The organism is Pseudomonas fluorescens (assembly GCF_902497895.1).
Taxonomy (GTDB): Bacteria; Pseudomonadota; Gammaproteobacteria; order Pseudomonadales; family Pseudomonadaceae; genus Aquipseudomonas; species Aquipseudomonas fluorescens_BP.
The window spans coordinates 145,150-158,092 of sequence record NZ_CABVHQ010000006.1 but is presented as its reverse complement, the minus strand read 5'-3'; the positions used below and the strand labels follow the sequence as shown (position 1 = coordinate 158,092).

Below are 12,943 nucleotides of genomic sequence, written 5' to 3'. Positions count from 1 at the left end.
CCCTACCTGTGGCGAGGGGGCTTGCCCCCGCTGGGTCGCGAAGCGGCCCTAAAACCGGCAATCGCGGTTTTCCAGGTAGAACGCATCCGCCGGTTTTACCACTGCTGCGCAGCCGAGCGGGGCGGTGCGGCGTTCCGACAAGCCCCCTCGCCACAGTATTCGGCAGCCCTTAAAAGATGCGTAGATACCTATGCCCACGGGGGAGAGGGAGCAGAATGTGGGTTCTGAGGATGTACTGCGACCTGAAAGTAATTCGTTGAATCCATAGTCGACCCGGTTTCCCAGGTCGCAGCAACTCGATAGACACTCAAGATCAGTCCCCTCGCCCCCTTGGGGCGGTCCGACGTTTCGGGAGGGTTAGGGTGAGGGGTGGATCCTGAGCCTGGCGAACAATCGGAAGCGCTCCTCGCAAAAATGCCGTTTAACTGACTGGCATTAGGGCTTGCTCCTCACCACACCAAATTTCACCAGCCAATAAAAAACCCCGCAGCTTTCGCAACGGGGCTTTTGGGTATTACCGCTCAGCGCTTAATGATGCTCTCGCGTCGCGCGGAATTTCACGTCCGGCCAGCGTTCTTCCATCAGCGCCAGGTTGACCCGGGTCGGGGCCAGGTAGGTCAGGTGACCACCGCCGTCGATCGCGAGGTTTTCCACGGCCTTGATGCAGAACTCTTCAAGCTTCTTCTTATCGCTGCAGTCGATCCAGCGGGCGGAATACACGGTGATCGGCTCGTAGGCGCATTCGACCTTGTATTCCTCTTTCAGGCGGCTGGCGACCACATCGAACTGCAGCACACCGACGGCGCCGAGGATGATGTCGTTGCTGCGTTCCGGGAAGAACACCTGGGTCGCGCCTTCTTCGGCCAGCTGTTGCAGGCCCTGGCGAAGTTGCTTGGACTTGAGTGGATCTTTCAGACGCACGCGACGGAACAGTTCCGGGGCGAAGTGCGGGATCCCGGTGAAGCTCAGCGCTTCGCCTTCGGTGAAGGTATCGCCGATCTGGATCGTGCCGTGGTTGTGCAGACCAATGATGTCGCCGGCGAAGGCTTCTTCCAGTTGCTCACGCTCGGAGGAGAAGAATGTCAGTGCATCGCCGATCCGTACGTCCTTGCCGGTGCGCACATGGCGCATTTTCATGCCTTTGTCGTACCTGCCCGAGCAGATTCGCATAAAGGCTATACGGTCACGGTGTTTCGGGTCCATGTTCGCCTGGATCTTGAACACGAAGCCGGCGAATTTCTCTTCAATCGGCTCGACCGTGCGCTCGTTGGCGACACGGGCCAGCGGCTTGGGCGCCCAGTTGACCACGGCGTCGAGCACGTGATCGACACCGAAGTTACCCAGAGCGGTACCGAAGAACACCGGGGTCAGTTGGCCGTCGAGGAATTCCTGTTGATTGAATTCGTGGCAAGCGCCCTGCACCAGCTCCAGTTGATCGACAAAACGATCGTACTCGTCGCCCAAATGCGCACGGGCTTCGTCGGAGTCGAGCTTCTCGATGATTTTCACATCGGTGCGCTCGTGGCCGTGGCCAGCGGTGTACACGATGATGTAGTCATCGGCGAGGTGGTACACGCCCTTGAAGTCGCGGTAGCAACCGATCGGCCAGGTGATCGGCGCGGCCTTGATCTTCAGGACCGCCTCGATCTCGTCGAGCAGTTCGATCGGGTCACGAATGTCCCGGTCGAGTTTGTTGATGAAGCTGACAATCGGCGTGTCGCGCAGACGGCAGACGTCCATCAGGGCGATGGTCCGTGGCTCTACGCCCTTACCACCGTCGAGGACCATCAAGGCCGAGTCGACCGCCGTCAGGGTACGGTAGGTGTCTTCCGAGAAGTCTTCGTGGCCCGGGGTGTCGAGCAGGTTGATCATGTGATCGCGATACGGGAACTGCATGACCGACGTGGTAATGGAAATACCACGCTGTTTTTCCATTTCCATCCAGTCGGAGGTGGCATGACGGTCCGACTTTCGGGATTTCACCGTACCGGCAATAGCAATGGCCTTGCCCATCAGCAAGAGTTTCTCGGTGATGGTGGTCTTACCCGCATCGGGGTGGGAAATGATGGCAAACGTGCGTCTGGCGTTGACTTCATTGACAATTTTACTATCGGACATCGCTTAAAATCTCGATTGTGTACGCTGATATGTACACAGTTAAAAAAGTACCTTTGGCCGATTGCAAAGGCCAACACAGAGAACCGCGCATTGTAACAAATGGCGGCCAGGAGTGCCCGGTACGATGGCATCACCCACCAGAACGCGCAGAATCAACAGGCTTGTGTTCAACGCGTGCTGTCTCTGAACTTCAACCACACTGCAGCCCTACGGACTGCGCCAGCAGCAGGGATGGACGGGCTAGTGGCCAATTAGGTAGCGTTAGACTCGTTGCGTCCGTACCGCCGTTGAGATTGACGTATGTCGGCGCGCGTGTTAGTGGAGGCTGTCGCACTTTCCTCGGCGGACTCCGCATAAAGCAAGGCCTTGCAGGGCAACAAGGAACGTTATAGGACAGTAATATCGTCCCAATATTACTTATAAGGAAAAACATGACCGAGTTTATAAAGTCAGCATCAGAAAATGGATTAGCATCAACTCTGATTGGCGCTGTAGTTATTGGATTAATCAGCTGGTTGTGGCAGCTACGTCAAAATAGAAAAGATAGCCAGACTATTTTCGATTTCCTAACTGAATCAACCATTAAGACGCCGCACACTTTTCGGAGTACGGAAGCTATTGCATCCAAAACAAAATCACAGAATCTCGCATTGAAAGCCTATGCATTAAACATCCAAAAATACAGCGCAACGAAAAAGAAAAGCAATCTTGGAGACTCGTCGATTGAACCGCCATATAGAACCATCCACTACAGCATTCTAATTATTGTCGCCCAGCATAATTGATACGCAAGGACACAGAGCAATGAAATTTATCGGAAAATATGGCGAGCACGCAGTTATGCTAAAACTTCTATCATCAGGAGTGGAGGCTTACCTTGCCATAAAATCCAATCAAGAAGACTATGATATAACGGCAATCATTGATGGAGTGCGGGTCAAGCGGATTCAAGTGAAATCCACAGTCCTCCAAAATAAAAACACCAACAACTCTATAGATGGCACGGAAAAGAATTATGATTACCTAGTAATTGTAATTCGCGACTCTAATATCGATAGATTTTTTGTCTTGACAAAAACTGAGGCAGACATGGAAAGGCGTGATAGCGTAAAAATGGGTGCCTCTCAGAAATTGAAGGGCATTTATCATGTTAAGCATAGTTTCCTTCAACATGAAGATCAGTGGCAAAAAATCTTGTAACAATTGATTCCAGCTAGCGCATTTGGTGCGGCTGAATTTTGACTTTATACCTTAAAATAACTCCATTGAGTTTGGGGGATAAGTAATGAGCATTGATTTTTTAGAAACAGATTTTGAAAAAGCAAGCTACTTGTTAAACTTATTGGTTGCTCATGCCACAGGAAAAGCGGCAGATTCAGGGGAGTATGAAAAACTTCGGCATGAATTTCTTAGCAATCCGAAATTAAACACCCAACTTCCTGCATGGATAAAGCTACACCGGAACCTTGACTCGTTCTGGGGATTTATTCAGCCAAAATTTTCCACATACGCAGAACGAAGAACATTCCTTTCAGAACAGTTTACCCCGCTTTTAGACTCATTAGAATTTGGCGTGAGCGAGACCAAGCCCAGCCAAACTTTAAGCTCTCCCACAAAGGAGAAACTTATTGCCAGAAACAAAAGAAATGTATTCATCGTCCACGGCAGGGATAATGAAGCCAAGCATGAGATTAGTCGCTTTATAGAAGCTTTAGGGCTAAAAGCAATAATACTGCACGAACAAGCCAGCTCGGGCATGACCATTATTGAGAAAATAGAGCACTACTCTAACGACGCTGACTTCGCTCTAGTTTTATATACGCCGTGCGACCACGGCAGAGGTGTTCACGAGTCAAAGTCTCCTCCCAAAAACAGAGCGCGGCAAAACGTCGTTTTTGAACACGGATACTTAATGGCAAAGCTTGGTAGAGAGAATGTGTGTGCCCTGGTAAAGGGAGATATAGAAACACCTAACGACATTAGTGGGGTGGTCTATGTAAATTTGGACTCTGCTGGAGCTTGGAAAATTGAGGTTTCTAAAGAGCTAAGAGTATGCGGTTACGATATTGCTAACTGGTAGCTCCTGAATATTCTAACATGAGAATCATACGTTTTATCCAACTGGCTCAAGCGTCACATGAGATTAAAGAGCGGTGAAAATAGCATAACCCTTTGTTCCAGCGGACGGCCTTCAGTCGCCGCTGATACAGACCAGACAGGATGTCAACATGAAGCGCCAATCAATTTACAAGCCTGGTTATCAGGGAAAAAGCAGTTCGAAAAATCCTGATCCTATGGATATACATGTCGGGGCTCGCATAAAAATGCGACGTCAGTTACTTAAAATTAGTCAGCAGGGATTGGGCGAAGCGCTTGGCATCAGGCCCCAGCAGATTCAGAAATACGAAACCGGGATTAATCGCGTAAGCGCAAGCCGTCTCTTCCATCTGTCGAAAGTTTTGGGCGTCGAGGTCAAGTTTTTCTTTGACGACTTTAACGCAGAGAGCCTTGGCAACGCCTATGGTTATTCTGAACTGAAGCAAGAGGACTTATCTTGGCTGGAATCCCAAAAAGGAGACTTGATGGAGCGCAAGGAAACACATCTATTAGTGCGAACCTACTATCAGGTAAGGGATCAGTCCGTACGTAGGAGCTATATTAAAATACTCAAAACGCTTATTTCCAGCCAGCTTGATTAGTCTTTCACCGTTTCTGTTTGAAGCGTTTAGACGCCACTTTTTCCTGAGGCTCTCGGCACAAGGCGCTGGATTTTATGGGTGAGACGCTATCGACTCCGATCTTTGTCATTGTGCTCACGCTCAGATGACCTGATAAATGGCCTGGTTTGATCTGGCCCCTCGCCTCTTCTCTGCTCTTTATTGCCTTTACGAGACGCCTCTGCTGCACGTTCAAACGCGGCCATAAGATCGGGAGTCTCTCGGAACGGCTTCCGCTTTGCCTTCTCAAAAGCCGCCAGCACCTCGGGGGCTTCCCGAAGCGTAATTATTTAAACTTAGCCTCGTTAACTGGGACACGCTGACGCGCCCTCTTCATCTTAATCGTTATGTTTCACCAGGCACACATGCTAGTACCCCCTCAATGACTTATTCGTAAAGTATAATTTATTACGACTTGAATTGGAGTGGCCAGCCCTTACTCTCCAGATTATTCAAGCGCATTGAAAAACGTTCTCTTTCAGTCTGGTTTCAATTTGCAAAGCTCAACATGTCTACATCATTACAAACGGCCCGCAAAACTTTCGCCCTCTAGTTCATTACCTTTCTCTAACATACAAGCCCCCTTGCCTTTTTCCACGGCTTTACTATGATTTGCAACTCAGCTGTCGAGTCTTGCCTGCAGACTCATGATGCTTATTTGAATTAATTTAGTGTAAACCATATATACCAGATAATTAACAGACGTATAAATGGTGTCGTTTCTCGGATAGTCGGGATCATGATGCATATAAAATGGCTGCAACTTAATAACTTCGCGGCATTATGCGCACAACGACTTCCAACCCAGGCTACCAAAATAATTGCTGGTAGTTTTGTTTTTTTTAATTTTTTCGGAGGACTCTTATGCGTTTCACAATACTTCTGCCTTCGCTGCTCACCTTCTTGTTCACGCTCTCCATCAGTAATATTGCTTTTGCCGCTTGCACCGCGCCAAATGGTGTCGCGGGCAGCCTGGATTATGATGATGCGACAAAGACACGTAAAATTTGCGACGGCACAAACTGGAAAGTTCTGGAGGAAGTTGACTACTCCACCACCGGAGCAAGGCAGCGTCTGCAGGTTGCGGACGACGCGGGAACCTGCACGGCGCTAAAAACCGGGAGGCTGCGCTATAACGGCACGGCGACATGGGAATATTGCAATGGGAGTGCCTGGGTCCCTTTTGAGTCGGCGGGGTGCACCGGCCCCGCGAGTTGCCCTGCAGTAGGTGATGTATGCACCGACGGCAGCGTCTTCGCCGGATGCCCGTCACCCGGTTATCAGGCCACCTTTGTCACGCGCTGCGATGCGGGGCAGACATGGAACGGTACGACCTGTACGGGAACGAGATCCACATTTGCGTGGAACAATGGCAACTCCACGGGCTATACGACAACGAATGTGACTGGGTTCGATGGAGAAACCAACACTACGGCACTTGTTGCAGCCGATTCCAACAGCGGGGTGGGCGGCGTGCAGCCGCATTTGGCCGCTGCTTATTGTAGTTCTTTGAGTATTCACAGCCAAACAGACTGGTTTTTACCCAGCATCAGTGAAATCCACATGATCTGGGTCAATGCCACCGCTATAGGATTTCTTGGCACTGGTAATTTTCAAGTATCGAATGAGCTCGATAACACAGATTCCTGGTATCAGACCATTCCTGCTGGTGGCCAGCGCTCGTACACAAAAGACACCAACACGCGTTACATCCGCTGCGCCCGGCGTTAGTTACACAAAATTAATGGAGCAATCGGCCTCTTAACAAAGAGATGCTCTTGGATATTAGGAGTGAACTTGAACAGACCAGATTTTGGAAAAAATTTGAGTCGCAGTTTATTCTTCTGAGAAGACGTCATCTCTCTCGGTCATGCTCATCGCTCTTGCGATGAGGCGGTGAGATAATCGGCTTAGCTTGTTCCAAGCCTCCGCTTTCCACCTGTTCTTGATGTCCTTTACGAGACGCCTCTGCTGCTCGTTCAAACGCAGCCATAAGATCGGGAGTTTCTCTGAGCGGCTGACGCTTTGCCCTCTCAAAAGCTGCCAGCACATCGGGGGCAGCTCTCTCTGGCAGCAAATGCTCGTGATCAACGATCTCGACCAGCGACGGCATCACGCCATCCTCGCCGCGTGCCCTGACATGCTGATCGCGTTTGTTATCTCGCATGAATGCGGCCATCTCTCGTCTATCCACTTTTTCAAGGGATGCTGCCTTACGTTCAATGCCGCGTGCCTGAATCTTGAGGCGGAAATCCAGAGTTTTATCATCCTGTGTTTGGCGAGCTTTCAGCTGAGCCTGCTGTTCGAGATGAGCGCGAATGCGTTTGGCATCTTGATAATGATGCAATTTCTGGCGCAAGAAATTGACACCGCTGACCCGGCCCAAGAACTCGGACAAGCCCGTGGGGCGGTTTGGATACCGCTCCCGGCGAATGGCTTTCATCATGGCAAGGTGGCCTGTACGCAGATTTTTCCGCTCTGCCTGGTGCTTTTCCTGCTGCGCAAGACGCAGGCAATGCTGGCGGTGCTTGAGTGCTTCTCGCTCCTGCTCTATCGCGCGACGCCGCTCCATCTGGCCGTGCTTCAGCTCGGCGAGCCGGTCGGCGTAGTTATCTTCCTTAACGGCTCGCTCGATCAGCTTGCGGTGCGCCGCAATAAGCTTCTCAGCCTCCTGAACGGTCGGCAGTGATTCACACGGGAACTCTTTCTCAAGGAATTCGCGGATGTCTTTCGTGCGGATGGACTTGTCATCAATGAGCTTTGGCAGCGCGTTCACGTTGCCGTAAAGATCGATAAGAACATAGGGGCGGTTTCCGGTGGCCAGCATGTAGCCCCGCTCGGCGAGCGCATGCACGAACGACCGTGCATCGTCACTCTGTTGCCAGGCTTCGGTAACCTGCCGCTTATGGTCTTCTTTGGAAAGTCCGGTCTGCCGTAGCTGCGCCTGCTCGTAGAGGGAGATCTGCCCGACCTTCCTGGATTTTTCATACCCTGCGGGAAGCTCCAATTTGTGATCACGGGCGAAGCCCCGCGTCACCCGCATCAGCTTGTCCCGGTCAAAGGCCAGATGGACAGCTTTCTGATTATCAGCATCAATCCGTGACCAGACCACATGGCAGTGCTCACGACCATCTTTGATATGGAACACCACGGCGCGGGGTTGAGCGCCTAACCCCAGGGCGTCCTCGGTGCGCCGGATATAGTCCAGGTACTGATCGCGCGTCAGCGGTCCCTGCGCGGGATCAGGGTTGATCGACAGGCTATAGAGATACTTATCGCACCGGGTCAGGGTATCGGCCTGTACCTGCCACTCTTTGAACGCACCGTGCAAATCCCCGGCAATGGCTCCTCGCAGATCAGCCACCTCGGTCAGCTCATTGTCGTAGGCATTCAGAAGGTGAGTGGCGAGGTCTTGGCCGCTTCCCCGCTGTGATGCGAAAGGGATCATGGGTCCCTCCCCAAGGCCAGCATCAGGTAGCTCCTGATTTCAGCGAGCTCATCTCGGCATTCCTGGAGAATTAGGCTGGGACCGCTATCGGTGGACGAGCGGCCAGCTTGCTCCAGCCGGTCGTTAATGCGGGCTGCTTGCGACAGCAGCATGGCAATCATCTTCTGATCCAGCGGCGAAACGCGCTTAGACCGGGGAGCGGTCCTGCCGAAAATGGCGTCAGTGATGTAGCCGTTAATGGACTGACCTGAGTTCTGCACCCGCGCGTGAAACTCATCGCGCAACCTTTCGGGTGGGCGGTAAGAGATCGGCGCATCGCGTTTTTTCTTTGATCTGGTCATGCCGCCAACTTAGCTGCTTCTAAAAAGCCGTCGCCTCCTGGTTTCCTCTCGTCTTCAGCACCGCGCAGTGGTCGATGGAATTCCAAAGGGAGAGCTGACATCTCTCTTTGGTCGGCACCGGGCCGAAACCCGGTCGTGGGTCCAGGGATGCGAAAGTCCCTGGTCGTGGGTTGCAAGGGGCGATGAAGTAGCCCTTTGCTCGATGGGTTCAGGGAGAGCCGAAGTCTCCCTGATCGTGTGCAACGGCGAAACGTTGCGTCTAATCCCTTAGCAAAAATGTTCCCTAGAACATTTGCGCTTAGGGATTCCGAGGGGGGATCGCGGGGGACTGGAAGTCCCCACGCAAGGTGGGCGTGGTACTACCACGCACACCTTGTGCTCACTTCGTTCGCAACTGGCCCTTGAGTCCAGTTTAAGGCTGGGGGTATGAAGATTTTCTAAAAGAAACAGCGACTGCTAATGCAGTTTCCAAATTTCTTTTGCGCTACTCAGTGGCTGATAGCATTTGTTTTTGTGAATGTGAATTTAAAAATCAGAGCAGCCCGCATTACTGTATTGCGGCACTCGAAAATGCATGCAGGAGATTTATGCGGATCATGACGGACTCATATGGATTGAAAAAAAAGACGGACCTTGCGGCCCGCCTTTTCTTCAATCAGCGATGGCTATTCGCCTGACTGGTCGGTGCTTTCAATTTCGTAAAGCATGAAGTCAGAGACGATCTGCGTCCCGGCTAACTTTATGTAGAACGATCCATCAGTATTTTTCCAGGCGACGCCGATGCGTTCGTACACGGCATTTTCGCCTGAGCCTTTGCGTACCTTCGCAACGAAGCCGGGTTTCTTGGATTCAGATGCGGTTGTTTTGGTGTTCATGTTGAGTCTCCTTTTTCGCTTGAGGCTGGTTTATTCCAGCGACGAGCCCCCAGCAGCCAGCGAACGACGACGTGTCATGGGCAACACGGGCCTGCACAGGGCGATAGCCCGAACAGGTGCAGGCTTGGTGCGGGCCGCCCATTGACACGCCGCCAGGGCATCGGCGAACGATGGCTAAAGGGTAAAGGCTAATAGCTGGGATAAAGACAGCCCCGAAAACGGAAGCGCCTAAACGCCGCATACGCATGCTGACTGAGCGAGAGGATGTCGGGAGGAAGGCTGCATACAAGCGCATGCAATGCTCGTGGCAACACCGACGGTGAGGCCAAAATCATGAGCGATTTCTTTAAGGAGTTTATGCGGGATGTACCGCGTGGCGACTCTACCCGCCCCTTACGGGAGCAGAAAGTTCCTCAGGCGCGGTGGATGAAGCTCGAAGACATCGCAGCGAGCCGCACACTATCGTATGACCCACTCCAGCCAGGAAAAAAAGTCCTGATCGGTGCGCTGGGGAAGCAGCTCATTGGCATCGAGGATGACCGCCACATTCTTACTGTAGCGGGCTCCCGATCTGGTAAATCAGTCGGCCTGATCAGCAACCTGCTGTTCTATTCCGGCAGCATCCTGGCAACCGACCCCAAGGGCGAACTGGCTGATATTACGGCAGACAGACGCGCAGCCCTGGGGCAGAAAATTTATGTCGTTGACCCCTTCGGGGTTTCCAGCAAAGCAGCCGCGAAATACCGCGCCTCGTACAATCCCATGAGTCTCCTGAAAACAGGCAGTGAAACATTTCTTGAGGATGCTGCGCTGATCGCCGAGTCGATTGTCGTGCAATCGGCAGATCAGAAAGATCCGCACTGGGATGAGTCCGCCAAGAACTTTATCGAGGGAGTGATTATTCACGTCGCAACCTACCCTCGATACGACAAGGAACGGCACCTCATCATGGTGAGGGAGCTGATCAAGCGGGCGCTATGGGTTGAGCCGGGAGATGATGAAGAGAAGGCAAAGCCTCTCCTCTATGAGGAGATGATGGACAACGGCTACCGGCTGCAAGACCGTGCGGAAACAGAAGACATTGGCAGCGCCGTCATGGCGGCGGCGCTCGATTTCTACGGCAAGAAAGGGGCGGAGCTTTCCGGTGTTCACTCGACGGTGAACCGGCATACCAAGTTTCTCGACTACTCGGCCTTTCGCAAGGTTTTGAAAGAGCATGATTTTGATTTGTCGGAGCTGAAAAGCAAACCGTCAGGTGTCAGCATTTATCTGTGCTTCCCCGCGACGCGTATCGAGATCGCCAGACGCTGGATGCGGATTTTTATCAATCAACTGCTCGATACCATGGAGCGGGAAAAAACGATACCGCCTGCCCCCGTGCTGGCCTGCCTCGATGAGTTCCCGGTTCTTGGCTACATGAAGCAACTCGAAACCGCTTCCGGCCTGATTGCCTCATTTGGTGTGAAGCTCTGGGTCATCCTTCAGGACTGGAGCCAGGGCAAAGCTCTGTACGGCGAGCGGTGGGAAACCTTCGCAGGCAACGCAGGGATCATGCAGTTCTTTGGCAACAACGATATGGCGACGACTGAATATATTTCCAAGCTGCTTGGCAAAACGCAGGTGGAAGTCGCGCGCACAGGAGAGGTCGCGCAGGATCAGCAGCACAAGGGATTATCGGGCCGGTCGGAAGCTATCGAGCTATATGACCTGATGACACCAGATGAAGTCAGGCGTCATTTTTCCCGCAGTGATCGGTTTAAACGGCAGATAATCCTCTGGGCGGGCCGTCACCCGATGATGTTGCAGCGGGTGATCTGGTACGAACTTTGATTTTTCATACATGTCACAAGTTCAAAAAGCCCCTAATTATGCAAAAATAATTATGAATACCTTTGTAATATCAAACTATAAATTTGAATTACCGCCCATGACATTGTATCAATATATCCAACCACATTTAAAAACGCAGCGAGGAAAAAATGCAAAACGAAAATGGCGACGATTTCGATGCAAAGCGCCTTAAGGAAATTTACAAAGAGTCGGGAAAGATTCTTTCAGATGAAGAGGCAAACGCACTTTTCAAGCTGATCGAAAAAGCAGCTACCAAAGTATTATCAGAAGAAAATTCCCGCCAAGGAAAAACTGGGGAAAGCCACGTCAAAAACGAGCCTTAGATGCCTATAGATGAGCCAAACAGCAATCACTATTGAAATCGCATAAAATATCAAAATCACTAATCTCGCAAACCACTTTCTCTCATTCTCCGCATTCCAAACATTACGATAATTTAATATTGAGTCATCCGACGAATTTCTTTCGATAAAGCTCTCGTTAATCACCCTGGCAATTACATTAGCCAGCCTTACTTGCTTATCAACAGGCCAAGCAGAGTACCTATCCTTAACAAGCGTTGAAGCGGCCATTCTTTGTTCGCGGAGTTCATTTTCCCTGAGAATGATTTTTTCATTCTTTATAAAACCAGCAATGTTAGCCAAGTAATTATCTAGATCGCCATAAGATCGTATTATTTGCGGACACAACGTTTCATTGAGAAAATGCGCAAAGGAAAGACAAATACTTCCTGCAAACAACCAGAATAACGGCTCAGGAAGAGCTAAATCTATCTTTGCAGGAACGGCAGTCTGAGTGATCGTTTGTAGCTCCAGGCTATTTATTATATTAATAACATACGAAAGCAATGGAACAGCTACTACACCGGCGTACCCCACCTTCAGTACCGATGTTGTTCTAAAGGAGGACAGCCACACCCACGACCACTTACTCATGCACCCTTTCATTTATAGTCTCGCTTTTTCTCCTCTTCTGAAATTATTTTATCAATACTCTTCTGAACAACCTTAAGCATACGATCCGTCCTCGCCTTTATTAGCTCCCGACCTTGAAACCCATTCTCAGCAGAGTACGCAAAAACAATTCTCTTAACTTTCTCCACTATTTCTTCAGGAATATCGATATTTTTATTCTGGCTCATCTGAGTCTTCCTCCCACGAATCCACCTCATTCTGCATATCTTCATCAACCTCTTTTCTAACGACGTCAGTTAACCGCTTAACCTCCTCAGGTAGAGGATCACCTGTTGTGTTTGTTTTACCAAGACGTTTGGCCAAATATTCCGCCACAGACCTATCAAAGTCCTCATCATCTTTATGCGGCTCCAGTTCATGCTCAAGTTTCGAAGGCATAAACATTCTCTTTATTATTCAGACTGTAATGAAATTTTGGTTTGTATCGCTCGTGGCTAAATTCAGTGTAGTCCGGAAATTTCACGACTCAAGGAACCATAGCTTCTAAGTGACAGTCGGTATTACCAGCCAAAAATGATCATTTCTTATTCGATTTTTATCTATAGCGATCTTTTTTCATTTCGCAGCATGGAGGCAACCGTATCTCAACTTTTGGCCTCCTTTTGGTGTAGTCAGAGGA

13 protein-coding genes are annotated in these 12,943 nt (G+C 50.7%); 6 read left to right on the top strand and 7 right to left on the bottom strand.

Features of this window, described 5'->3' with window-relative positions; genetic code table 11:
• Nucleotides 1-528 precede the first annotated feature (528 nt).
• Complete coding sequence (locus F8N21_RS05125; protein WP_150641089.1) at nucleotides 529-2,118, bottom strand: peptide chain release factor 3; 1,590 nt, start codon at nucleotides 2,116-2,118, stop codon at nucleotides 529-531.
• 431 nt (nucleotides 2,119-2,549) lie between these two features.
• Between F8N21_RS05125 and F8N21_RS05120 the strand changes: the two genes are divergently transcribed.
• The 5 genes from F8N21_RS05120 to F8N21_RS05100 all read left to right on the top strand — a co-directional run bounded on the left by F8N21_RS05120 (nucleotide 2,550) and on the right by F8N21_RS05100 (nucleotide 6,566).
• Nucleotides 2,550-2,903: a hypothetical protein gene (locus F8N21_RS05120; RefSeq protein ID WP_150641088.1), complete on the top strand. Its 354-nt coding sequence runs from the start codon at nucleotides 2,550-2,552 to the stop codon at nucleotides 2,901-2,903.
• Between the two features lie 19 nt (nucleotides 2,904-2,922).
• Nucleotides 2,923-3,318 (top strand): hypothetical protein, encoded by a 396-nt coding sequence (locus tag F8N21_RS05115; protein WP_150641087.1) that lies wholly within the window; start codon nucleotides 2,923-2,925, stop codon nucleotides 3,316-3,318.
• 85 nt (nucleotides 3,319-3,403) lie between these two features.
• Nucleotides 3,404-4,198 (top strand): TIR domain-containing protein, encoded by a 795-nt coding sequence (locus F8N21_RS05110; RefSeq protein ID WP_150641086.1) that lies wholly within the window; start codon nucleotides 3,404-3,406, stop codon nucleotides 4,196-4,198.
• A gap of 148 nt (nucleotides 4,199-4,346) precedes the next feature.
• Nucleotides 4,347-4,817 carry a helix-turn-helix domain-containing protein gene (locus tag F8N21_RS05105; protein ID WP_150641085.1) on the top strand — a complete coding sequence of 157 codons (471 nt, stop codon included), beginning with the start codon at nucleotides 4,347-4,349 and terminating at the stop codon, nucleotides 4,815-4,817.
• Nucleotides 4,818-5,699: 882 nt separating this feature from the next.
• Nucleotides 5,700-6,566 (top strand): hypothetical protein, encoded by an 867-nt coding sequence (locus F8N21_RS05100; protein ID WP_150641084.1) that lies wholly within the window; start codon nucleotides 5,700-5,702, stop codon nucleotides 6,564-6,566.
• Between the two features lie 124 nt (nucleotides 6,567-6,690).
• Here the strand turns inward: F8N21_RS05100 and F8N21_RS05095 are convergent, their stop codons facing one another.
• The 3 genes from F8N21_RS05095 to F8N21_RS05085 all read right to left on the bottom strand — a co-directional run bounded on the left by F8N21_RS05095 (nucleotide 6,691) and on the right by F8N21_RS05085 (nucleotide 9,499).
• Complete coding sequence (locus tag F8N21_RS05095) at nucleotides 6,691-8,283, bottom strand: relaxase/mobilization nuclease domain-containing protein (protein WP_150641083.1); 1,593 nt, start codon at nucleotides 8,281-8,283, stop codon at nucleotides 6,691-6,693.
• Complete coding sequence (locus F8N21_RS05090) at nucleotides 8,280-8,624, bottom strand: DUF936 domain-containing protein (protein WP_224788164.1); 345 nt, start codon at nucleotides 8,622-8,624, stop codon at nucleotides 8,280-8,282. Before F8N21_RS05090 ends, F8N21_RS05095 begins: the two co-directional genes overlap by 4 nt.
• Before the next feature lie 665 nt (nucleotides 8,625-9,289).
• Entirely contained in the window at nucleotides 9,290-9,499 is a 210-nt protein-coding gene (locus F8N21_RS05085) for a hypothetical protein (protein ID WP_150641082.1), read from the bottom strand.
• A 333-nt stretch (nucleotides 9,500-9,832) separates the two neighbouring features.
• Here F8N21_RS05085 and F8N21_RS05080 point away from each other — a divergent pair, with 333 nt between their 5' ends.
• Entirely contained in the window at nucleotides 9,833-11,329 is a 1,497-nt protein-coding gene (locus F8N21_RS05080) for a type IV secretory system conjugative DNA transfer family protein (protein WP_224788163.1), read from the top strand.
• Between the two features lie 284 nt (nucleotides 11,330-11,613).
• On the opposite strand, the gene F8N21_RS05075 is transcribed toward F8N21_RS05080, so the two are convergent.
• The 3 genes from F8N21_RS05075 to F8N21_RS05065 are packed head-to-tail and all read right to left on the bottom strand — an operon-like array spanning nucleotide 11,614 to nucleotide 12,702.
• The gene (locus F8N21_RS05075) at nucleotides 11,614-12,285 is read right to left on the bottom strand and encodes a hypothetical protein (protein WP_150641081.1); all 672 of its coding nucleotides are present in this window, start codon (nucleotides 12,283-12,285) and stop codon (nucleotides 11,614-11,616) included.
• A gap of 8 nt (nucleotides 12,286-12,293) precedes the next feature.
• Nucleotides 12,294-12,491: a hypothetical protein gene (locus tag F8N21_RS05070; protein WP_150641080.1), complete on the bottom strand. Its 198-nt coding sequence runs from the start codon at nucleotides 12,489-12,491 to the stop codon at nucleotides 12,294-12,296.
• On the bottom strand, nucleotides 12,478-12,702 hold the full coding sequence (locus F8N21_RS05065; RefSeq protein WP_150641079.1) for a hypothetical protein: 225 nt from the start codon (nucleotides 12,700-12,702) through the stop codon (nucleotides 12,478-12,480). Before F8N21_RS05065 ends, F8N21_RS05070 begins: the two co-directional genes overlap by 14 nt.
• Nucleotides 12,703-12,943 lie beyond the last annotated feature (241 nt).